Annotated in this window: 19 protein-coding genes; 9 read left to right on the forward strand and 10 right to left on the reverse strand. The window is 40.7% G+C overall.

What is annotated here, in order from left to right; all coding sequences use genetic code 11:
• Positions 1 to 188: 188 nt before the first annotated feature.
• Positions 189 to 737 (reverse strand): NUDIX hydrolase, encoded by a 549-nt coding sequence (locus tag V7K85_RS27435; protein WP_334818447.1) that lies wholly within the window; start codon positions 735 to 737, stop codon positions 189 to 191.
• A 139-nt stretch (positions 738 to 876) separates the two neighbouring features.
• Between V7K85_RS27435 and V7K85_RS27440 the strand changes: the two genes are divergently transcribed.
• The 3 genes from V7K85_RS27440 (at position 877) to V7K85_RS27450 (ending at position 3,586) form a co-directional block, all read left to right on the forward strand.
• Positions 877 to 1,929 (forward strand): dipeptide epimerase, encoded by a 1,053-nt coding sequence (locus tag V7K85_RS27440; RefSeq protein WP_334818449.1) that lies wholly within the window; start codon positions 877 to 879, stop codon positions 1,927 to 1,929.
• On the forward strand, positions 1,913 to 2,959 hold the full coding sequence (locus V7K85_RS27445) for a DUF1611 domain-containing protein (protein WP_334818451.1): 1,047 nt from the start codon (positions 1,913 to 1,915) through the stop codon (positions 2,957 to 2,959). The genes V7K85_RS27440 and V7K85_RS27445 overlap by 17 nt, the downstream gene beginning before the upstream one ends.
• Before the next feature lie 222 nt (positions 2,960 to 3,181).
• Entirely contained in the window at positions 3,182 to 3,586 is a 405-nt protein-coding gene (locus V7K85_RS27450) for a DUF4112 domain-containing protein (protein WP_334818453.1), read from the forward strand.
• Positions 3,587 to 3,825: 239 nt separating this feature from the next.
• On the opposite strand, the gene V7K85_RS27455 is transcribed toward V7K85_RS27450, so the two are convergent.
• Positions 3,826 to 4,311, reverse strand: coding sequence for a DUF4174 domain-containing protein (locus V7K85_RS27455; protein ID WP_334818455.1), 486 nt, complete (start codon positions 4,309 to 4,311; stop codon positions 3,826 to 3,828).
• A 421-nt stretch (positions 4,312 to 4,732) separates the two neighbouring features.
• Here V7K85_RS27455 and psb34 point away from each other — a divergent pair, with 421 nt between their 5' ends.
• Positions 4,733 to 4,903, forward strand: a complete 171-nt coding sequence (psb34, locus tag V7K85_RS27460; protein ID WP_334689110.1) for a photosystem II assembly protein Psb34 — start codon at positions 4,733 to 4,735, stop codon at positions 4,901 to 4,903.
• Between the two features lie 319 nt (positions 4,904 to 5,222).
• Here the strand turns inward: psb34 and V7K85_RS27465 are convergent, their stop codons facing one another.
• From V7K85_RS27465 to V7K85_RS27480, 4 genes are all read right to left on the reverse strand, one after another.
• Complete coding sequence (locus V7K85_RS27465; protein ID WP_334818457.1) at positions 5,223 to 5,609, reverse strand: hypothetical protein; 387 nt, start codon at positions 5,607 to 5,609, stop codon at positions 5,223 to 5,225.
• Positions 5,610 to 5,686: 77 nt separating this feature from the next.
• Positions 5,687 to 6,640, reverse strand: a complete 954-nt coding sequence (locus V7K85_RS27470; RefSeq protein ID WP_334818459.1) for a hypothetical protein — start codon at positions 6,638 to 6,640, stop codon at positions 5,687 to 5,689.
• Positions 6,641 to 6,697: 57 nt separating this feature from the next.
• A complete protein-coding gene (locus V7K85_RS27475) occupies positions 6,698 to 9,388 on the reverse strand; it encodes a S1 family peptidase (RefSeq protein WP_334818461.1) in 2,691 nt (896 codons plus the stop codon).
• A gap of 4 nt (positions 9,389 to 9,392) precedes the next feature.
• On the reverse strand, positions 9,393 to 9,749 hold the full coding sequence (locus tag V7K85_RS27480; RefSeq protein ID WP_334818463.1) for a CU044_2847 family protein: 357 nt from the start codon (positions 9,747 to 9,749) through the stop codon (positions 9,393 to 9,395).
• Between the two features lie 264 nt (positions 9,750 to 10,013).
• Here V7K85_RS27480 and V7K85_RS27485 point away from each other — a divergent pair, with 264 nt between their 5' ends.
• Positions 10,014 to 10,739: a Uma2 family endonuclease gene (locus tag V7K85_RS27485; RefSeq protein ID WP_334818465.1), complete on the forward strand. Its 726-nt coding sequence runs from the start codon at positions 10,014 to 10,016 to the stop codon at positions 10,737 to 10,739.
• A gap of 420 nt (positions 10,740 to 11,159) precedes the next feature.
• Positions 11,160 to 11,942 carry a COP23 domain-containing protein gene (locus V7K85_RS27490; protein WP_334818467.1) on the forward strand — a complete coding sequence of 261 codons (783 nt, stop codon included), beginning with the start codon at positions 11,160 to 11,162 and terminating at the stop codon, positions 11,940 to 11,942.
• Positions 11,943 to 12,043: 101 nt separating this feature from the next.
• On the opposite strand, the gene V7K85_RS27495 is transcribed toward V7K85_RS27490, so the two are convergent.
• From V7K85_RS27495 to V7K85_RS27510, 4 genes are read right to left on the reverse strand one after another with little or no spacing between them, the layout of a single operon-like run.
• Complete coding sequence (locus V7K85_RS27495; RefSeq protein WP_334818469.1) at positions 12,044 to 15,388, reverse strand: pentapeptide repeat-containing protein; 3,345 nt, start codon at positions 15,386 to 15,388, stop codon at positions 12,044 to 12,046.
• Positions 15,385 to 15,969, reverse strand: a complete 585-nt coding sequence (locus tag V7K85_RS27500) for a hypothetical protein (protein WP_334818471.1) — start codon at positions 15,967 to 15,969, stop codon at positions 15,385 to 15,387. Before V7K85_RS27500 ends, V7K85_RS27495 begins: the two co-directional genes overlap by 4 nt.
• A gap of 47 nt (positions 15,970 to 16,016) precedes the next feature.
• A complete protein-coding gene (locus V7K85_RS27505; RefSeq protein WP_334818473.1) occupies positions 16,017 to 16,397 on the reverse strand; it encodes a hypothetical protein in 381 nt (126 codons plus the stop codon).
• A 13-nt stretch (positions 16,398 to 16,410) separates the two neighbouring features.
• Positions 16,411 to 16,872, reverse strand: a complete 462-nt coding sequence (locus tag V7K85_RS27510; protein WP_334818475.1) for an esterase/lipase family protein — start codon at positions 16,870 to 16,872, stop codon at positions 16,411 to 16,413.
• 536 nt (positions 16,873 to 17,408) lie between these two features.
• Between V7K85_RS27510 and V7K85_RS27515 the strand changes: the two genes are divergently transcribed.
• The 3 genes from V7K85_RS27515 to V7K85_RS27525 all read left to right on the forward strand — a co-directional run bounded on the left by V7K85_RS27515 (position 17,409) and on the right by V7K85_RS27525 (position 23,591).
• Positions 17,409 to 17,555, forward strand: a complete 147-nt coding sequence (locus V7K85_RS27515; protein ID WP_334818476.1) for a hypothetical protein — start codon at positions 17,409 to 17,411, stop codon at positions 17,553 to 17,555.
• Between the two features lie 80 nt (positions 17,556 to 17,635).
• On the forward strand, positions 17,636 to 23,089 hold the full coding sequence (locus V7K85_RS27520) for a phytase (RefSeq protein WP_334818478.1): 5,454 nt from the start codon (positions 17,636 to 17,638) through the stop codon (positions 23,087 to 23,089).
• Between the two features lie 157 nt (positions 23,090 to 23,246).
• The gene (locus tag V7K85_RS27525; RefSeq protein WP_334818479.1) at positions 23,247 to 23,591 is read left to right on the forward strand and encodes a hypothetical protein; all 345 of its coding nucleotides are present in this window, start codon (positions 23,247 to 23,249) and stop codon (positions 23,589 to 23,591) included.
• The last annotated feature ends 226 nt before the right edge of the window (positions 23,592 to 23,817 follow it).

The following is a 23,817-nucleotide window of genomic DNA, read 5'->3' on the forward strand; positions in this document are numbered from 1 at the left end:
TTTCAGTATGATCCTTTGCTGATATCCAAAATTTTTCTGAATAACAACCGGATCAGGACATTATACGGAAACTTTCTGAATCTCATTCTCTAGAAAAACGCCCAAAAAAGTTGCTGTAAAAGGTTCAGAATGTAATTCGCCTCAAGCATTTTTCTTAAATAACAGGAAAAAGTTACATTGATTATTAATTAAGTGAGAAAATTTAAACCTAACAACAGAGCCGCAACAGTTCCTGCAACAGAAATTTCTCCCTGAAGAATTTTTTCTAAAACTGATTCTATAGGAAGAAATACAACTTCAATTTCTTCTGTAATATCTAGTTGTTGCTCTCCAACTTTGCTCACATTCTCTGCTAGAAATAAATGTATTTGATTGGTATCTTTACTCGGCTTATCGTATAAAATTCCGATTTTTCTAAATTCTTGGGGAATATAACCAGTTTCTTCTGTCAATTCTCTAATTGCTGCTAGTTCTGCACTCTCTTTTGTGGGATCGAAATTTCCTGCTGGCAGTTCTAAGAAAAATTCACCTATTGCATGTCTGTATTGCCGGACAAAAATTATCTCTCTGCTACTAGTAATAGGTAAAACCATCGCAACGTCTGGTTTAATGCTGACAAAATAATCATCGATAATTTTCCCATTGGGCAATTCTATTTCATCTTGCCTTACCTGACACCAGTAATTATCTAAAACCATTTTTGATTTTAAAGTCTTCCATTTTTCTAAGTTGGTCATAAATTAAGTAACAAATAAAATTTTGTATAAAAAGTTTAGTAACTCAACAATGAATGTAAAAAAGTATAACAGATGCATCCGATAATCTAAACTTTGAACTTACACTGGCTTTTGATATAACATAATATGTAGAATAAGTATGCAAATAAATGTAAATTTATTTACAGTCAATAAGAGATTTCCGTTGACGATTAGTCGAGGTACAACGGCACAGACAACGAATATATGGGTGAGGATTTCAGATGATGGGATCGAAGGCTGGGGGGAAGCATCGCCATTCGGTGTGGGCAATCATCGGCAATCAACTGATGCAATCAAAGACGCTTTAGAGCAAGTTGTATCACTGTTGCAAACATTCAGTCCCTTACAGCGGCAGCAAATTGAGCAAGTTTTAACACAAAACCAGGTTCCTTCTGCTGCTAGAGCAGCCTTGGATATGGCAATGCACGACTGGTTAGGTAAGCGCGTAGGATTACCCTTGTGGCAAATTTGGGGACTTGATCGCAATATCATAGTCCCGACTTCAGTCACAATTGGGATTAATTTGCCAGAAGGTGCCAGGGCTAGAGCGCGAGACTGGTTACAATTTACTGATGTCCGCCTTTTCAAGGTGAAGCTAGGTAATCCAGATGGCATAGATGCAGATAAAAAAATGCTATTAGCAGTGCGAGAAGAAGCACCATTACCAGAATTATTTGTTGATGCTAACGGGGGTTGGAGTTTATCAGATGCGATCGCAATGTGCAATTGGCTGGCTAATTTAGGTATAAAGTATGTAGAACAGCCATTGCCACGGGGGCAGGAAGAAAGTTTAGCAAAACTCAAACAACACTCTCCCTTGCCCATTTTTGTGGATGAAAGTTGTTTCACAAGCTCCGATATTCCCCATTTGGCAAACTACGTGGATGGCATTAATATCAAACTGATGAAATCAGGGGGACTAACAGAAGCAATGCGAATGGTACATACAGCACGAGCCTATGGGTTGCAAGTAATGTTCGGTTGCTATTCTGACAGTTCGCTAGCTAATACAGCAGCACTACAGCTAGCGCCACTAGCTGATTATTTAGATTTAGACAGTCACCTTAACTTAATTGATGACCCCTTTACGGGTGCATTGCTAAAAGAAGGGAGAGTTTTGCCAAACGATTTACCAGGTTTGGGGGTACAAAACAGTGCGTCTGCCACTTAATCAACGAGTAGCTATCTTACTTCATGAGGGAATTAGTGGGCCTCACGGCAAAACAGGGCTAGCAATTTTACGCTATAGTGAAGCCCCAATCGTAGCCGTAATCGATCGCGAGTCTGCTGGCAAATCCCTACCAGAATTAACAGGTATCAAGCGTGATGTGCCAATTGTAGCATCGGTAGCCGCAGCCCTTGAGTACAAGCCAGAAGTCTTGGTAATAGGCATTGCCCCAGGAGGTGGTGCTGTACCAGATGATTACTGGCTGGAAATCAAAGACGCTCTACAAGCTGGAATGTCGCTGGTGAATGGTTTACATACACCAATGGCAAACATCCCAGAGTTAAATGCACTGCTCAAACCAGGACAATTAATTTGGGATGTACGGAAAGAGCCGGCTAATATAAGTGTTGCTAGTGGGATAGCACGCACCCTTCCCTGTCGGCGGGTGTTGACAGTGGGAACCGACATGGCGATCGGTAAAATGTCAACTAGCCTAGAGTTACATTGGGCATCAAAACTACAGGGCTGGCGTTCTAAATTCCTCGCCACAGGTCAAACTGGGGTAATGTTAGAAGGGGACGGCGTGGCTTTAGATGCCGTGCGGGTAGACTTTGCCGCTGGTGCTGTAGAACAGATAGTCATGCGCTATGGCAAAAACTACGACATCCTGCACATTGAAGGACAAGGTTCACTGCTACACCCTGGTTCAACGGCAACTCTACCCCTGATTCGTGGTTCGCAACCAACTCAACTGGTGTTAGTACATCGGGCGGGACAAGTTCATGTACGTAATCATCCCCATGTACTAATTCCACCTTTACCAGAGGTGATTCGGCTTTATGAAGCTGTCGCTAGTGCTGGTGGTGCCTTTGCAAGTGTTCGTGTAGTGGGTATAGCGCTTAACACTGCCCATCTAGATAAGTCTGCGGCTGAGGAAAGCATCACTCAAACAATAGCAGAAACCGGGCTACCTTGCACCGATGTCGTCCGCTTTGATGCCAATGTACTTTTAGGTGCAGTGATGAACAATTAGGTTCTGGGTAAGAGCAATATATAGTACAAAAATACTATATTCAATTCCCTAGTATTAATTCATAAGGGTTTTTAGCAAGCAGAGGAGGTAAATTATGGCTTATACAGTAGCAGCGATCGCTGATTACTTCATCTGGCTAGCTAACGAAACTGTTATTTCTAACGATACAAGACGAGTAACTAAAAATGGTGCAACTTAAGAGTAGTGTAAATATCGTGAACTATGGACGCTGCTAAACGCCTTGCTACTCTCAACCGCATCCGCAAACTCAGCCGTTTGATGGATACATCAATACGCATCCCTTTAACAGGTTTTCACATTGGAATAGACCCAATCATTGGTTTAGTTCCGGGTGCTGGTGATTTAATCAGTACAGCGTTTTCAGCTTACATCATATTTTTAGCTACCCGCTTCGGCATCCCACGTCAAGACTTGGCCAAAATGATTTTTAATGTTGGTTTAGAAACAGTTGTGGGTACTGTGCCTTTTGTAGGTGATTTGTTTGATGCTTTTTATAAGTCAAATATTCGTAATTTGGCAATTTTAGAGCAACATTTGACAGTGGTTGAACCAGAACTTAAAGAAGTGTCTGATGAACTTTACTCTGATAAGTTCAGCCAAGTTTGAGCAGGCATTTTTAAAGAAATTGCCCTAGATAATATTATCTATCCAGCCCCACTCACAATCCCAATGCACCCGTGCTGTATAATCCCAGTCAAACTTAGCACTGCACTGGGACATCTACTTGTAAGCGTAGGCAAGTATTTACCGCAGGCATCCCCTGTTTACCGATTTCCTCTCTACCAGACGCTGAAGGCGAACACTTGTATGGCTGGCATTTAATGTTGTACTCTGTTTTTAGAGAATTACTTTCTGCCTCGTTGCATTTCTTGCTGGCGCATAGGCATAGCGTCAATTTGCTCAAAAATTGCTGTTGCTTGGACTGGTGTAGTGTTTTGGCGCTTAACACCACCATCTTTGCCCACCAGAATAACGCGAAAATTTTCTTTATTAACCCCAAAACGATTTCGCAAATTGGCAGCAGAAGACTCATCTATTAACTGTCCATTGGCATAGCTTTTATTTGTTGCCAAAACCTGAACGATAACTAAATCCCGGTCTGTAAAACCGCTTTTTTGCTCTTGTAATAACTGCATCTGCTGCTGATAGCTATGGTTATCAACAGACGGGGCAAAGACTAGTAACACGCGATTTTTCCATTTTTTGGAAGTGATGTTAAATAAAGACATTTTGCTCGCATGGGTTGAACCTTGGACAGTACCAGCAATGCTGACTGGTGACAGGACTATAGACGCGGTGAGGGTCAGGGCGATTAATACTGAGTTATTCACTTCGGGGGTTGTTAGGAGCTTTCCATCATCTCAAACTATCATAGCCCCGAATTCAAACGAGTTAACTCCAAGCGATCGCTCAAACAATAGCAGAAACCGGACTGCCTTGCACCGATATCGTCCGCTATAAAGCGCTAAATGCGATTACCAGTAGAGACGCGAAATCGCTGTGCTAACGTGTCTCTACTCTTTTATACTATGTTGGATTTTAGATTTTGCAATTTAAAAAATTGCGTAAAGGTATAGCGGTGAGTCAAGAGATATGGCGCTTTCGCCGACTAGGGCAGCTTGGCTTAGATCCCCCATCCCTGATAAGTAAATTTTATGAGTATCATTAACATCTTTTTGTCAAGTCACATTGACGTATTGTAACAATATTGTTAAATTTAGTTACATAAGTAAACAAAAACGAGAAAAAACTATGTACACTACCACTAACGAAGACGGCATTCTCAATAACTACGCAGCTGAACCCCAGATTTACTATGCCGAATACCCAGCAATTTGGGAACAACGTAAATACGTTTTACAGGGTCTTTTTGCGACTTTAATTGTCACTACTTTAGTTTTGGTTGGTTTTAGCGTTAGCTAAGATTTTTCGATTTCAGTATCGCTGTATCTCATTGTCATTCGTACTTCTCTCTCTTACCTTGGCTAGTTTCGCCGGGGTTTTTTTTGTTCGCATCCTCAACGGCGAGTAGTATATTGCGTTGTAAAATAACAGCGTAGGCGTAGCCCAACCCAAGCATCGCTCAAATAACAGCAGAAACAGGTCTACCTTGCACCGATGTAGTTCGTTTCAATATTAATGTGCTTTTAGGTACATTAATACAGAGTTATATGTAAGTGTTGCTTACACCTAAATTAGTTGACGAACTCGCTGATAATAGCAAGTTTATATTCTGTCTTCTCTATGACTCTTTGTGGCACTGTAACCCGAAAGGAATACCTTCCCAATATGTATATCCACTAGCGTAACTACGATCCCACGTATGCATCATTAGTATCCATTTAACTTTTCCGTCGTAGAGTAAGGGAAGCATGTGATCTCGACGAGAGCTAGGTAAGTCAGACTTATTTAGCTTTCTTTCACCGAAAGCTTTCCTCTCTCCACCACTATCACTGATATATCCATAAACTCTGTTTTCAGTTGATTCATAACTAAACTCTACTTCTGCTGTCCGACCGTCCAAATTACACTTCCATTTTCCATCCCAGTCAGATTTAAGAACTTCTTGAGCGAATTGTCGCTCAGGAGTTTCAGCATAAACACCTTGTTCAAATAGGAGACCATACATCAATATACCTATTCCAATCAAGAAACATAAAAGCAGAATTGGAATTTTTTTCATGGCTTTTCTTTTTTATATAAATATTACCTGGGTACTTCTCTCGGAGGATTTGGAGGAAGGACTGGATCTCCGTCATCTATTTCTTCTTGGTTTAAAAACTTTTGTAGAGATGGCTGTTGTTGAAGAGTCGATATTTGAGGAACGACAGATTCAGTCCAGTTGTTAGGGTCTATAAATACTGCGATCGCCCAACGAGTTTCTTGAGTAATCTTAATCGGTTTAATAGTGTCTGATTGACTGCTATCGTAGCTGAAACCTTCTCTTAAAGATATCCCTTCTGGCTCACTATCAGTAGTAATTCTGGCATTGCCAACTAAGGCATCAATTATTACTCTTTCCGCAGAAGAATCAACTTGAACTATGGTTATGCCACTACCTTCTGGGGAAACATTAATCTTCTCAGAAGAGTCTGCTTGGCTGCTAAGAAAGTTAGACAAAGCTTTAGTTTTTAGCAAACTACTACCAAACTGAGTAATATCAGGAACTTTAGAGAGAAAGAAAGGAAAGGTTTGACTCATACTTACCCTCCCTAAACCTTTGTATACTATTATTCCGCCACAGGAGGGATCTCTATTAGTGTTAAGACCCCAAGCAAACATAAATTTACCATTTAGAGGGGTACAAGGAAACCTGTATGTAGTTTTCTGGGTATTAGGACCGACTTGTACTAATGGATCTATAGCACCAGAACGGGTAAAAAACCTCAAATGACCAAAGGGTTTCCCCTTGGGGCCAGATGGAACTAATAAAAACCGATTCTTAGCTGTGATTACTTTAGGTTCATCGGCTACAGGGACTAATCCACGATCCTTTTTTTCCAGTACTTGCAGTACTTGTCCTTGATCTCCTATATTTTTAATTTCCGCCTTAACAGGCTCTTGTGCAGGACTCTTAACATCAATCGCCAACGAGTCAAAAGGTATCAGTGCAGTAGTTAATGCAGAAATCAGTAATATTTGGGAATGAATTAACTTCACAAAACTCTCCTCCAAAGCAATAATTGAATCTGAAAACACCTACTTACTATCTATATGTCAGTCAGAGGAACAGCGATCGCCCAGAACCGATTTGAAGCGATCATCAACAAAGCTAGTCACAGAAAAAAATAATATTTGTTTGATGCTATAAGTTTTTCCTAATTGGTGTGGATCTGAACCCATACCTGAACTTATACATGGATTGCACCAACCACAATAATTTTCCGTTTTCTTTAGCCATACTTTTTCAATTTCCAATATAGTTTTACTAGGTATTAGGTTTGCTTCCTCTTTTGTATTTATTGTTTGATCACTATTCAAGTCTGCTCCAGTTTTAAACATAATCTTATAAGTTTCTTGTAAAGCACTTTCTTTTGTATATAAGTTTTCACCCGGACCATCTTCATTAGAAGATAAATAAATTCCATAATTTTTTGCATCTAAACGTTGAATAAGTACCGGATATAAGTGATCATGAATTATTTCTACTCTCTTTTTTTCAGCTTTAGCCGTAATACTTTTAATTTTCTCTAAATCACTTTTTTTAATTTTAATCTGATTTTTACTAGTTTCATTAAGCATCCGATTGGCTGTTGACTGGATGGTCACATAGTAACTAAAAGCTCGCATTAAATCCTCATCTTTATCCCATTTTGTATTTATCTGATTCTGGCTTTTTTTATCTGCTACCTTCTTGTATTTATCTGCTTCCTCAAAAAGTTTCTGTAATGTTTCAATATTATTGTCAATTTGACTGACACTAGCCCAAGCAGCAAGAAGATCCAACTGTTTCTGATTTTGTTGATTAATAAAAATAACAACACCTGTTGTGATGAGTGAAACTACAGAGCCAATTCCTGCCCACAATCTAAATTGCTCTCTTTGCCGTAGTTTACTACTGTCTTTAACGAAAGCTTGTTCATCTAAATTCAGGTCAACTTCAGGTTTTTGCAACCATTTTTCTGCCTCTAGTAAAGAAAGACCCCGTAAAAGAAGTCCTTGATCCTTTTTGTTGTTGATCCATTCAGTGCGTCTTTCATCTAACCTCTGACGCCACAGCAGAAAACTTCTTTGCTCTCTAATCCATATTCCTAAATCAGACCATTCACGCAGTAAGGCTTCATGGATAATGTCTACAGTCTCCGCATCGGTTACAAGCAGACGCTGATTAGCAAGTGTTTTTATGACTTGACGAGTAAGTTTTTCATCATTGGTAGTTAGCAATTGAGAGATTAGTAAACGACGACGAGTATCGGGTATTGTGCCTTCGCCATAGTGGATTAGACGAGTGAAAATCCGTTTAGCTATGAGTTGCTCTTTTTCATTAAGATTCCTATATGTTTCATTTGCCCACTGCCCGATCGCACCAGTTACTTTACCAATTTTTTCGTAATCTACATGAGTTAATCTACCGTGAGAATGTTCGTTTTTACAAAGTTGTTCGAGAGTAAATTCTAGTAATGGAAGCGGGTTTTGCGTAGCCCCAATATCCTCAATAATTCGTTCATCTAAACCAGACTCAATTTCTAAACCAACTTGTGCAGCTGGTTTAGCGATCGCTTCTCTTAATTCAGTTTCCTTCAGAGGAGTAATATTAACCTGACCAACTCCAAGGAAATGTCCTAGAGGAGAACTGAGTAATGGATCATAGAAATCTGCTCGTACAGCTATAATCAGTGTAATTTTATTATTCCGAAATAATTTTTGATCTACTAATTCAGTTAAAAACCTCAGAAAATTTGACTTTTCTGGCTCAGGACAGAGTGCAAATATTTCTTCAAATTGGTCAATAAAAATAATTATTCGACTATTTGTATCTTCAACATTGAAAATTCCAGATTTTTGTAAATAACTCTGAAAATCGTCAGATGGATCAGTAATATAAGCAGTATAACGATAGCTAACTGTGTAGATTTTATTAAATCCTGGTAGCTTAACTTGTTCAAGGTAAGGCAATAGACCTGCTTGCACAACAGAAGATTTTCCGCTTCCTGAAGACCCAACTATAGCTAGAAAACGAGGATTGTTTTTTAAGTGATTAGCTAATTCTGTAACTAATACCTCACGACCAAAAAAGAAATCAGCTTTATCTTTAGTAAATGCTTCTAAGCCTACATAAGGGCAGATATTGGTAATTTGTAGTGCAGGAAAAATTTCTTGCAAGAATTCGCTAGGAGTTATGAAAGCAGTCTCTGCCAGTCGTTGATATTTATCAACTGGTGTAATGGCTGTTACCATTCCCACTACACGATGAGTACGTTCATCTACGACTGGCGCACCACTAAAACCTGGTGTTACTTCTGTAGCGTTAGTCAGTTGAACTAAAGGTAGACCATTCTCGCCACTCATCAAGTCACCTATAGTGCCATAACCATACATTCCTTCTAAAGACTTGGCTTTAGGAAAGCCAAAGGTTTTAAATGCATGACCTGACGAACCCGAAGAAGTACCTAATTGCAAAGGTTTTACTTCATTTGGTAAATTTCCCTCTAGATGCAGTATCGCAATGTCACCCACTGTAGATGCAGACCAGTACTTCTCATCTACACGTCCTATATAAGTCTGCTGCCTAGCGTAAAAGACAAGACTTACAGTACCTCCTGGCCCTGATTTGGCATACTCTACAACATGAGCACATGTTACAATTAATCCATCTTTAGTGACAATAAAGCCAGTACCAGCTGTTTTTCCGTCTGGTTTCAAGATCCGAACTATACCTAGAGTTAAGTTATCCTGTTGTGTAGCCATTTCACTATTTAGCTTTTGAAAGTTGCTTCCACACCAGCTTTACACCGTAATTTACTTCACCACTTCCTTTGCATACAGCAACATTCCCTGCCTCGCCAGTCATTTTTAATCCAAAAGTTACTTCCATTTCAGTCGGTAGTTCAGATAAACTCTGTACTGACTCAATAAATGCATTGACATTATGCTTTATAGTTGTATTTATGGCTTCTGCAAAGGTATTTTGTGCTACACCAACAGTCTGTTTTACTTTGTCTTGCAAGCCAGCCTTTACTAATCCTGGAGGTGGTGACACTTCTTCTTCTTCCACTTCCACAAGGATAGTGCCACCGTCTTCAGTGGTAAACTGAATGTATTGCGTCATTTAGCTTCTCTTTTGACTATACCGTCAACTAAGTATGATTAAATCTAGGCAATTTTGAGTCTTCACTATATTTATCAGCCAATTTGAGAGAGTTTACACAATTTTTCTGTAAAAAATTGTGAATGAAATCAAGAACTTTGCAACTATGTCCCATGATGAAAGTTCTACAGCTAATTGCGTAGGCGTAGCTCGCCGCAGGCATCGCCTAACAACAAGCCACTGGTCAGCCATAAAATAAAGACAAATCAATAAAAGGGGGTGTTTATGGCAACCCAACTCGGTGAAGCTAAATCTTTAACAGAACTGGTAATATCTTGGGAAGCATTGCCCGCAGATTTTCACTTAGAGGATGAACCAGTGGAAAATACAGGTCAGCCACTATTGGCTGGTGCTTTACGCGAAAGCCTTGAGATAAGTGGTTTCATCCAACCGCAGATGTTGATAGCCTCAAATTTTGGACTTTGTGCGACGATAAACGGGCAATTTGTTGCGAAAGCACCCGACTGGGTTTATGTGCCATCGGTAAATCAGGTTTTAGGAGAACGCAAAAGCTATACACCCAATTTAGATGGAGATATTCCAGCAATTGTGATGGAATTTCTATCTGACACTGAGGGTGGAGAATACTCTTTTAAACGAACCTATCCACCAGGAAAATGGTTTTTTTACGAGCAGATTCTTCAAGTTCCAATTTACGTGATTTTTGACCAAAATGGGGGTTTGTTAGAATTTTACCAACTCGAAAACAGGCGCTACGAGTTAAAACAACCTGATGAAAATGGTCGTCATTGGATTGATTCAATGGGTTTATTTCTAGGAACTTGGCAAGGAACAAAAGAAGCCAGAACTGGTTATTGGTTGCGCTGGTGGGATGAAGTAGGTAATTTGTTACTTTGGGCAGTGGAACAAATTGAACAGGAACGTCAGCAAAAAGAACGGCTAATTGCCTATTTACAATCTCAAGGTATTGATCCAAATAATTTGCCATAGTATATATACACAAAAAAAGCCAGAGTCGCCACAGAAAGCTACACTTAGTCTTGAATAAGTCGTCCGTCAGCTAAAATTTATAGAAGCGGATAGACTTTAGAAAGCCGGACAAATCCCAGAGGCACAAAAAATTTACCGCGAGGTGAAAGAACCTTTTGCCAAAACAAGCATACCTGAAGAACGTAAAGCAGCAATCATGACCCCACGCAACTATCCTCAGGAGGTTAAGTATACTGGCGAGAATCAGAAGCGGGCATAGCAAAAAAATCGTCATGGAGAAATTCAAGCACGGGTGAAAAAGTTACTCCAAGAGAAAAAAGCAAGAGAGGAAAAAAAATAGCGTTTTTAATGAATCAAAAAACAGAATTATTCGTCATTTAAACTATCAATTCCCTACCTATTTCTAGTGGAGGATGATTTATGTCATCAAAACTGCTACGATTGATATCTTTGGGCAGTATTGGCTTATCTTTGTGTCTGGGCAATTCGGCAGCAATGGCGCAATATGATTCTAGTGGCGAGGGTGTAGTAGTACCAACAGTACCATCAGATGGTACATCAGCACCAATACCAATAGACACATCGACAGGTATACCACCTTCACGCTCATCTGACGGTACAACTCGGTTTAGCTGTCAGACTTACAATGGACAGTACACTGTCATGTATCAGCCACAAAGTCAATCCGGACAATTCTTTCCTTGGGCAGCACCTGCGGCTTTGGGCGGTGGTTGGGATGCACAAAGGCGTTGTACAGCAATTGCCAGTCGTTTAGAACTTTATCGCCCAGATGGCTTACAAGAACTCCAGACAGCTGTAGAAAATAACGAAAATATTGTCTGCGTCACAACTGAAGCTAACCCAAGCTGTAGAATTGTGCTGACAGTACCGCCTGGGAAAGACCCCTATGTTATCCGCAATAGCGTTTTCCAAAACTTAACTACTGCTGACAGTGGACAGCAGACTATAGCTGTTAACACTTATGGCGATCGCAGTAGTGGAGGCAACGAATTATATAATTTAGGACGCACACTTTTGGGTAGTGGTAATAATCGGGTTAGTTCATCTAGAAGTGGGATTAATCTCAAACCTTTCCTCGATCGCCAAGATGGCGGTACTGGAAACAATTTGCGGAGTGGAGTGGTAATTCGTCGTCAGTCTCAACCTAACGGTGCTCGTCTAAACCCTGGTAATTTTCGCTAAATGATGGTTATTTTTTAAGGCTAAGACGCTGTTAATACCAAATCGGACTCAAACTAAATTGTGTCTGTCAACTAAAGGTAATTTTGCAGCGTCTGTAAAACCTAAGAAATATACGATATTAATGTAACTGTAAACTGTGAACCCTGACCAAGTGAACTATCGTGTTTTAATACTCCGCCCAAACTCTCAACTTGGCCTTTGGTCAGCCACAGTCCCAAACCTGTATTTCCTTGATCACCTTTAGTAGTGAATCCAAGCTGGAAAATCTCGTCGAATTTTTCTCGTGTAATACCTACTCCAGTGTCACAAACTTCAACTTCGACCCCAAGTTTCTCATCTCCTTCTACAGTTCTAGCATTAATGGACAATGTGCCACCATTTGGCATTGCATCTACAGCATTCTGTATGAGGTGATAGAAAATCCCAGTCAATTGCTGTTCCCCACCTAACACTTTAGGTAAGTTTTGTGCCACATTGATATTGGTGTGAATCATAGAAGGCAAAGAAACCTCATTCAAAGCATTGTTTATTATCGAGTGAATGCATAGAGGTTGAGGTTCTTCGTTATGCCCAATCTTCATACCTGTTAAACTTTGGCTGACTTCATCTAGCAGAAGTAGAGCTGTATCTCCTTTTTGTTTACTAATCTCAATATTATTTTGATCTGGCTTACTGAAAATCTCTTGTAAAAATTCTTTGACTGTACTAACTTTATTATTTAATTGATGGAAAAACTTTCCAGATACATCTCCAACAGTAGTTAATATCTCTCTTTCAGCATTCTGTGCATTCTGAATAGCAATAACTGCCAAGCCTGCAAGCAATTCTAATCTCCGCAAGTCTCTTTGCTTAAATTTTGCTCTTTGACGGCTTTCTACATTCAGCACACCGCGTATACGACAATCTTTATCCAGAAGAGGTACACAAAGCTCTGAGCGGCTATGGGCAAAATAGTGTTTGTAGCGATGGTCTGTTTCAACATCATCCACCAATGCAGCTTTGCGATACATTGCAACCCAACCAGTTATTCCTTCACCCATCTTTAAATGTGTAGAGATGCTTTCAATTGGCTCATTAACAGGATACTTAGCCTGGGCAACAAGTTCTTGACTAATAGGTTCAAGGATACTGATCACTCCTATATCAGCTCCTGTATTTTGCACTGCTTTTTGTACAATTAGATCCAAAAGTTTTTCTCGATCCAGAGTTGTGATAATTTCGCGCTCAATATTGTCTAATGTCTGCAACCACCGTTGATTTTTGATGGCACTTGCTGCTGAAGACGCGATAGAGTTAATAATTTCTTGTTCTTCATTTGAAAAACTATGATAACGTCGATAGTTAATCAACATAACTCCGACAATATCTTTATCTACTTTCAACAAAATACTTGCTACCGATTTGATTCTTTCTCTTTGTGTAAAATATGAATTTTTAAATGTATGTTCATTATCAATATCTGTAACATAGACATTGGTTTCACGATTAATTAGTACAAATGGTACATTATTTTCATTAATCTCGAATTCCATTGCCTCTTCTTCCATCAAGATTCCCGCAATCATGTGTGGAGTTAAAAATTGTCTTTCTGTTTGAATATATTCATAAATAGCAACAACGTCTGCTGCTAGAACATTCAGTGTATTCCAAGCAATATGACTTAATAGATTACTATCTATTTGATTAAGAGATTGGGTAATACATTGAAGAGTATATAGCTGACGTGCTTCATGACGTATTTTTTGATATGTGATCACGTGCCAAATAGCATCAACAGCCCGATTAGCAAAGTACTGTCCTTGGCGTTCTAGCTCTTCAATAAATTCATGTTCATACCTAAAGTGGACATATAGTACTCCTACAAGATCAAAATTTTGTTCTCGTTCCATGTTATAGCCTTGCTTAGTAGGAGTCGCAATCATCCGTGGAATAACTTTATATTGATCCTTAATTAGTAATGGAAAGGCTGCGTATGTTCTAGATCCTCTTGCTAATACTCCCTGATTTAACTCTATTTCGGAATTTTCCTTTATTGGAGATGTATATGTAATGTATTTAGGTTTTTTTTCAGAGATACTTTGCCATCCTAACCCTTGCTTACGAGGTGAAAATTTATCTAATGGGATATTACCGAGGTCTCCGGCAAAAACTTCGTATATATAGCGTTCTTGATGTGGTTCCCATAAAAAATGCAACGTAGTTGAGTCGGCTTGGAAAATATGTTTAGCATTCTCCGCAATAGTTTCTAAAACATAAGTTAACCTTCCACGACGAATATCTAATGCCCGCCGAGCAATTAGTTTAGCTAGTAAGGTTGCTTGTTCATATGTAATTGATTTTCTAGAATTTTCATAGCCTGCTTCTACTGTTCCAATAACTTCAGGTAGGGAAGCAGTAGGTAATGTCTCCATATGGATAACCATATTGTTCCCTTCTTGTTTAGCTATTCTAAAATTCTCATCCCATTTATAGTGTTCAAACCAATCTTCTACTACTTTTACTTGGTCGTCATGAACTAAGAAAATGGGCGTAAAAACACGATTAAGTCGGTCATGGTTGAACCTTTCATAAACCCAGCGATTAAATCGCTTGTCCCACCCAGAGATAATTTCAGTATCAAATGTTTTAATGATATGTGCTTGGATATCTCTTAAATCTGGATCTGCATTCACGTAATGCCTTACTTGATCAACCCATCTGCTTGCAATCCCAGTACCATATACTGCTTCAATAGTGTCATGTTCTGGCATTACCAATGATATGCCAACAAAGTCAAAGCCTAATGAGTCTTGGATTTCTCTACAAACATCATCTAAGATAGTTTCTAGACCTACTAAGTCTGAAGTTGCTTGGGCGATTTTTTTATCCGTTTCCAAAAGTAGTTCAAATGCCTTTTCTTTTGGCTCTTTGCTCTCAACACTTATCTTGATTGATTCTTGAGTATCTATAGACTTTGTAGTAACTCCGTTAATACCATTAACTGGATTTTGTAAACTAGTACCACTGAGGTTGGCATCAGTTAGATTTGCATTTTCCAGGTTAGCATCAGCCAAGTTGGCGTTTCTGAGGTTGGCACCATTGAGATTGGCGTCACTGAGGATAGCACCTTTTAAATTAACACCACTCAGGTTGGCATCAGTTAGATTTGCATCGCTCAAGTTAGCATCACTAAGGTTAGCATTTCTTAAGTTAGCCCCACTTAAGTTAGCCCCACTTAAGTTAGCCCCACTTAAGTTAGTAAATAATAAGTTTGTATTGCTTAAGTCAGCAAAACTGAGATTGGCCGCGCTCAAATTATCATCGCTTAAGTCTTCACCACTAAGGTCAATACCAATAAAATCTTCAGTTAAGTTCAGACCAGCTATTTGAACTATTTCAGAAAATTTATTTGTTTGGTTTTGGGCTAATTCTTGTAATAAATCTGGTAAAGATATTTCGTTTTTCATACATCAAACTCCGCCTGAAGTATGCAAGGCTCAAATAGTTTTTTTATTAAATCTTCCTTAAGAATTTTTTTCTCTAATACTGCTTTATTTTTTTTGTTTTTATTTAATAATCCTGCAACAACCTCTTTTGGTAAATTAGGTTGCTCATACTCAATCTCAGTTATACAAATATCTGTGATGGATACAATTTCAAAAGTCGCTTCTACGGAACATATTACGTTATTATCCATATTGACATCCTGAGTGTTTAATTGCTGTATATCTTTGAATACAGTTCCTAGTCTAGTTTTTTTGAGTAAACCTTTTAAAACATTAGATTTCTTAGCCTTTAGTTTAAAAACCCAACTTATATTATTCTCTGATCCTGCTATTAAATCAACCTGGAAATTAATGAATTGAGACGTATCTATAGACTCAATGGGAATGTTTCCATTTTGCAAACGCAGCCTCAGTGTTCCCCGTTTTAACCCAAACTGAATTGTAACACCATCTTTAGTGAGTCTCTGTTCACTAAAATTTGCAATCACATAAAGCTTAACCTGTTGTCTATCAACAGGTTCTGTGTGAATTTTAATAAACACAAAATTAATATTAGTGTTTATCCCCTCCGAATCGTTAACAACGGTATTCAGAGGGGATAATGAGGGTTTTCGGTTTTCACAAACTTGGGTCTTTGTAAAACAATTGTGTCGTTAGAAGGCAGTTGTAGTCGCGGTCTTATATGTTTTTCCACAAACTGCTTGACACTTAGATAGACTAAATCTTCTTTTGAACTGGGCTTGGCAATCTGATTATGGTCTTTGGCGATCGCTACTGGGTTAACATCTATAATGCCTGGGTTTGCACTATCCTCGTCTACAACTAAAATTCCCGCTGTAGGCTGGGTTTCATAAAATACCTTTGTATCAATTGCCAAACTCTCAACATTCTGGCGATACCACTCGTTGAGGCTGCGTAACGCTGGTGCATGTTCCCTGAGTTCGTTGACGTTAACTGTAGGTCGCGCCAAGATGCTGATATGCTCAATTAATTTTGCTAAATGAGAACCTGTGTGGTGTGGATAAAAAAACAATACCCTTAGTCTGGTCGATTATAGCTTGCCTTCGGAAATTTTGCGCTGTACGAAGCACTTCTTTCACCAATAGCCCACCCATGCTATGAGTAACAAAAATTACTGGACGTTCGCCAATTTCTCGTACTTGCAAAAATTCTAGTAAGTTGCTGGCTTGGTCAAATCTTGGCATTGCTGAACCGTTAAATTGAAAACGTGCTGCCTCGTATCCAAAAGTCCAGACTCCAACATCAATTCCTTTCTGTGTTAAGTCTTCTTGCAACCAAGTAAGCCAAAAATCACGATCCCTGCGATCGCTTTGGTCTTGGGAATGCCAAGTTCCCCATGCATCGCCTGCTAAACCATGAATAAAAATCACGTCGCCGTTCCGATGAGGATTTTCGCACCCTAAAACAGAAAATAATTCGGACATAATATTTTACTTGCAATGAACCAGACTATTAAGCAATAGCCTGAGTAGTTTTACTGCCAACACTAAATTATTAAATTTTACCAAAATGCTGATTTTATAACTGTTTTACGGGCAATTCACTAAGAAAATTAAACTGAGATAAGCCAAATCAGCATTGTACGCTTACGACCAATTTGCACTTCCAGGTTTCATCTGAGTACAACTCAATGCCAAATATTTGTTTTTTTAACCTTTTGCTAGCTATTTCTTAATTTTACTGAGATAGGTTGAGGTTTATGAATAAGAATTAATACTGGTAAAATATGTAGTTTTTTCTGCTACATGCTCAATTTTTCATACTGAACTTATCTTGCAAGCGTCCAAACTGTGAAGTACATCTTTGCAGTCAAGGTTTTGTCCTGTTAGTAAAAATGCGATGGTGCAAAGCGATCGCCCCAGCAAAAATTCTAGAAAATGAATATTCAGTAGATGTTTGAAAATCATACAAATAACCTTAAAATTTCAAGTTTTACGATTACTAACATAACTCCAGCATTTTGCAGAAAGTTGGTGGCTTCACTAGTACTAATGGAGCCGAAATATCGGCCTTTGATTCTGGAAGCGATCGCCCTTTGGGAAACTTGAGGGCGATCGTTTGCTTTACGCAGAAGCGCCTAGACGCAGAGAGTAAGAGTTTGAAATGAAGGCTTTTGCAAAAAACGCCCATTCCCTACTCCTAATTTTCAAAGCAATCTCATATCTGAAATCTATCTCAGAATTAAACATGGTAACTACTAATACAATCCGCTTTTCCGAATTCAACGCTTCCCTAAACCGCAACGCTGAAGGTCAATTAGTGACCGATTTGTCAACCCCCGATAATGCTCAGGCAAAAGCTGTTGCGGAAATAATCCAGCGTAATAACCCGGATGTGCTGCTAATTAATGAGTTTGACTACTCCCAAAAGGCAGTTCAACTATTCAAGCAAAATTATTTAGCCATCAGCCAAAACGGTGCGACTCCCGTTGACTACCCCTACTTCTACATTGCTCCCTCCAACACAGGTATTGCCTCTGGGTTTGACTTGAATAACAACGGCACAGTGGTTACAACCCCAGGCAAACTGGGATATGGCGATGATGCTTTCGGATTCGGGAATTTCCCAGGTCAATATGGGATGTTGCTGCTATCCAAATATCCCATCGACACTGCCAACATCCGCACCTTCCAAAACTTCCTCTGGAAGGATATGCCCAATGCCTTGCTTCCTGATGATCCTACAACACCACAGCCAAATGATTGGTATTCTGACAAGGAACTCAAAGTTCTACGCCTCTCTTCCAAAAGTCATTGGGATGTACCTATCAAGGTGAATGGGGAGACAATTCACGTCCTCACTAGCCATCCCACACCCCCAACCTTTGATGGTGCGGAAGACCGCAACGGTAAGCGCAATCACGACGAGATCCGCTTTTGGGCAGATTATATTACCCCTGGTAAAGGTAATTACATCTACGATGATCGGGGTAAAACGGGCGGTATTGCTGCTGGTTCACGCTTTGTGATTATGGGTGATCAAAATGCAGACCCGTTGGATGGTGACAGTTTTGACAATGCCATTCGCCAACTGTTGCAAAATCCTAATATCAATACTAATGTCATCCCCACTAGTCCCGGTGGAACCCAACAAGCAGGCTTACAGGGTGGTGCAAATACTAGCCAAAAGGGTAATTCGGCTTTTGATACCGCAGACTTTGCTGATCCGACTCCAGGAAACCTACGGACAGATTATGTACTACCCTCTGCTGACTTAACAATTACAAACTCAGGAGTATTTTGGCCCCTGAATACTGACCCGACGTTTTCTTTGGTAGGCACTTTTCCTTTCCCTAGTTCTGACCATCGCTTGGTATTCGCAGATGTGCAAACTGGTTCAACAGAGGCAGGTAAAACCATTCCTAATGCGGGATTTCAGGGGCAGACTACCTTCGTGACTGGCTTTATTCCCTCTGGTGCGGCGGGAACGGTAAATGGGGTACAGACTCCATTGGGTGGACTTTCTGGTGTCACATATGATGCTGCCAATAACCGCTACTATGCGATCTCAGACGATCGCTCCCAAGTTGCCCCCGCCCGCTTTTATACCTTCACCACTGACCCAGGTACTATTTCTACGACGGGAGTGACTTTTACCAATGTTACACCCTTAAAAGATACTAGTGGCAACTTCTTTGCGCTTAACAGTCTCGACCCAGAGGGCATTGCTTTAACCAATAATGGGACAGTCTTCATATCTTCAGAGGGCGAAGTTAATCCTAGTGCAGGTCGCGTTACCAATCCCTTTATTAAGGAGTTTTCGCTAACTACAGGGCAAGAAGTGCGATCGCTATTTGTACCCAGCAAATTTCTGCCAGTAGTTCAGGATACCAACGGCAATGGTGTTGTAGATATAGGTGATACGCAGACATCAGGCGTTTACAATAACTTAGCATTTGAAAGCCTCACCATTACACCCGACCAGAAAACCTTATTCACAGCTACTGAAAACGCGCTGTCCCAAGATGGATTAAAGGCTTCACTCACCAGTGGCAGCCGTTCCCGAATTCTGCAATACAATCTGGTTACTGGACAGCCAGAAAAGGAATACCTCTATATCACCGATGCGATCGCCCAAGCGCCCAAGCCTAGCACAGGCTCAAGTGACAATGGTTTGGCAGATTTACTAGCGATCGACAACCGGGGAACCTTGCTGGCCTTGGAGCGCTCTTTTTCTGCTGGTGTAGGCGACACCATCAAAATCTACGAAGTTTCTTTGCAAGGTGCAACTGATATTAGTTTCTATGATTCTCTCAATAATTTGAGTGCTGAACAACTAGCAGCGATCAAACCCGCTCAAAAGCGTCTGCTGTTGAATTTAAATAGCCTGAATCTGCCTACTGACGCCAATCATCCCACTGGAGTAGATAACATTGAGGGTATTACCTTCGGCCCCAAACTAGCAGATGGTCGTCAGTCGATTGTGCTAGTGAGTGATAATAACTTTGGTAGCACCCAATATACCCAAATCCTCACCTTGGGTGCAGACTTGGTTCCCACTGCTGCACCCAGATTAGAAACTCGTCCCGATCTGTTTGATGATCCGGCACTGCCCACATCTCAACGTGCCGATGCTGATGATCCTGCTATCTATGTTAATGCCACAAATTCTGCCGATAGTTTAGTATTAACCTCAGTTAAAAATGCCGGACTGCGGGTTTATGACTTGTCTGGTAATTTATTGCAAACAGTTAATCCTGGTGGTATTCGCTACAACAATATTGACCTGCAATACGGTTTTAAATTAGGCAATCAATCTGTTGATATTGCCGTGGCTAGCGATCGCGGCAATGATAAACTAGCAATCTTCAAAATTAACCCCAACCCTACCACTCCCGGACAATACTTGGAAGATATCACTGATAGCAATATTGGTACTATCTTCCAAGCATCACCTTTTCAACCTCCCTATTCGGCATCAACTCGCAGTTCTTACGGAGTTACCTTATACCGTAGCCCTGTAACTAATGATTACTATGTCTTTACCAGTCGCCGACAAACTGGAGATATAGCTCAGTTCAAATTGATTGATAAAGGTAATGGCAAAATTGGAGCTGAACTGGTGCGGGAGTTCACCATCCCCTCGCCCACGACAGCAGGGCGTTCTCCCCAAACAGAGGGTATGGTGGTTGACCAAGAAACCGGCTTTCTTTACATAGCCCAAGAAGATGTGGGCATCTGGAAATTCCAGGCAGAACCGGACGGTGACACAACAGGCAAGCTGATTGATCGCGTCCGTTTTGAGGGTGGTTCTCACCTCACCGATGACGCAGAAGGGTTGACCATCTACTACGGCAAAAACGGCACAGGTTACCTGCTAGCATCCAGCCAAGGCGATAGTACCTTTGTTGCCTACACTCGTGAAGGTAACAACGAATACGTAGGTAACTTTGCCATTGGTAACAATGGGTCAATTGACAGTGTACAAGAGTCAGACGGTGCAGATGTCATTAACGTACCACTAGGGACTAACTTCCCATTTGGTTTATTTGTCACCCAAGATGGCTCCAATGAACCTGCCAAGACAATTGATGGCGAAAACGTCAACTCTAACTTTAAGCTAGTGCCTTGGGAGAATATAGCCAATGCCTTCCCCAAGTCTCTAAATATCGATACCACTAGTTACGATCCCCGTAATCCTGTTGCCCAACCCAAGCTGACTATCTACGACTTTAAAAACCTACCGAAGTTAGGAACAACCTCTAAAGGTGAAGATATTTCCTTGGGTGGTTTCTCCGGGTTGTATTTTCAAGGGTTTGCAGCAAATGGCAACCTGAAATTTGTCACCAACACAGACCGTGGCCCCAATGGAGAATCTAATGGTTCAAATAGACCATTTTTCTTACCCAACTTCCAGCCAGAAATAGTCAGCTTTGAACTCAACCGCACCACAGGTGAAATCAGTATTACCAACAGAACAGGGCTATTTCGCCAAGATGGGACGACGCCATTAACAGGACTACCTAATTTGCAAGCAGGGGCAAATGGCACAGCCTATACCGATGAAATTGGCGTTAACCTAGACAACCAACCCCTAGCGAACGATCCTTTGGGTGCAGACTTGGAAGGGATTGTAGTTGCGAAAAATGGAGATTACTGGATGGTAGATGAATACCGTCCGGCAATTTACCACTTTGATGTTAATGGTAAACTGATTGACCGCTTTATTCCAAAAGGAACTGCTACTGCACCCAACCCAGATCAACCCGCTGGAACTTTTGGCACTGAGGTATTGCCAGCGGTTTATGCCCAACGCCGCAATAACCGGGGATTTGAAGGTGTAGCACTGGAAGGTAATAAATTATATGCCTTTATTCAGAGTGCGATCGATAATCCCGATGTCGCTAATGATGCGACTTCCAAAAATTCTCTCAACCTGCGAATTCTGGAGTTTGATATTGTCACCAAGCAGGTAACAGGAGAGTATTTATATCGCCTAGAAGGTTTACCGGGAACCGATAAGATTGGCGATGCAGTCTCCTTGGGTAACGGCAAATTTGCGGTAGTTGAGCGAGACGACAATGCTACATCTGCTGGCAATAAACTAATTTACCAAATTGATTTAGCCGGGGCAACCAACATCAACAACCCTGCTAACTTTACCTTGCCAGCGAATAAAACCATTGAACAACTTACCCCTACCGAGTTAGCTGCTGCCAATATTATCCCTGTCACCAAAAGCTTAATCGCTAATGCTGCTCAGTTGGGTTACACCGGGGTGGAAAAATTAGAAGGTTTGGCACTGGTAGCACCCAACACTCTAGCCTTGATTAACGACAACGACTTCAACGTTACAGGCAATACGGCTGCTGAGAAACTCGGCATTCTCGAACTACCCAATAACCTGACAGTTGTACAGCCTACTTTCCCGAACGGTTTTGGTTCTAGCAACAGCGATACTGTCAATCTTCAGCCAGGACAATTATTTTCCGCAGGTGACGGAGCAGATTTTGTCGAAGCTACTAAAGGTAACACAATCCTAGCTGGCAACGGTGATGACACAGTGCTTGCAGGCAGTGACTCTTCAGTATCCGGGAATGACGGTAACGATCAGATATTTATTGGTCAAAATGGGCCAGCTCAAAATACCAGTGCCGATGGTGGCAATGGTGATGATCTAATTGTCGTGGTGGAAGCCAGTGGTAGTAATAATTTATTTGGGGCGGCAGGTGATGATATTCTCCGAGTAATTGAAGGTTCTCGTCAATCATTATTCGGTGGCTCAGGCAATGATACTCTTAGCAGTGGCAGTGACAATAACCATCTCTACGGTGGTTCTGGAGATGACAAACTCTTCTCTAATGTCAATGATTCGCTATTTGGTGGCGATGGTGATGATGTGCTATTTGCTGGTCACCAGGGTAGTAATCGCCTGAGTGGTGGTGCTGGTGCTGACCAATTTTGGATTGCCAATGGTAGTCTGCCAGCTAGCAAGAACATTATTACTGATTTTACAGTCGGGATTGATAAAATTGGGCTTGGCGGTGTTGGCGTAACTCAATTTAGTGGATTAACACTGTTGCAACAGGGTAGTAGTACTCTTGTGAAAACCGGAAATACAGAGTTGGCTTCATTGCTAGGAATTACCTCAACTAGCCTGACTGCAAATGACTTCGTTTTCTCTGCTAGCGTCGTGGCTTAGTCTATAAAGGTCTTTCGTAAGGGTTTACAGATGTACATTGGTGTCAACTTAACGTGAAAGTTAGTAAGCAAGAATGCTTTGAGACATTACCTCGTTTCCAGTTGGAGACTTACGGTGTACACACAAGTATGACCAGTATAGGTTTCAACTCTTCTAGTTGTTTCGTAGGGTTCGTTATGGAGACGCCGAAATAACAAATGAGTTCGCCAAAATAACAAATGAGTTCGCCAAAATAACAAATGAGTTCGCCAAAATAACAAATGAGTTCGCCGAAATAACAAATGCGATCGCCGAAATAACAAATGAGTTCGCCAAAATAACAAATGAGTTCGCCGAAATAACAAATGAGTTTGCCGAAATAACAAATGAGTTCGCCAAAATAACAAATGCGATCGCCGAAATAACAAATGCGTTGGCTAGCAAGAACCGCAGGCATCGCCATAATTGCAACAATTTAGCTTTGACGCGGGAGCGTAACGCACCGCAAATCTTTGGTGGATGAAGTTTTTCCGACTTGTGTGTACATCGTAGGTCGGAGACTGGGAACAAGGTTTATTCCATTCGTCGATACTTACAGCAGTTTTCGTTTGTATGAGGTACAAAGCTGCTGGTTTTGAGGCAGGAGGCAGTAGGTAGAAAAATAATTTAATTTTTGAATCCTCGGTTTTGTACCTCACTTAGTTGCAAACTGCTGTAAGTTGACACCAATGACAAATGCACCCTCTTTC

The sequence above is a fragment of the Nostoc sp. genome (assembly GCF_036917615.1).
GTDB lineage: Bacteria > Cyanobacteriota > Cyanobacteriia > Cyanobacteriales > Nostocaceae > Nostoc.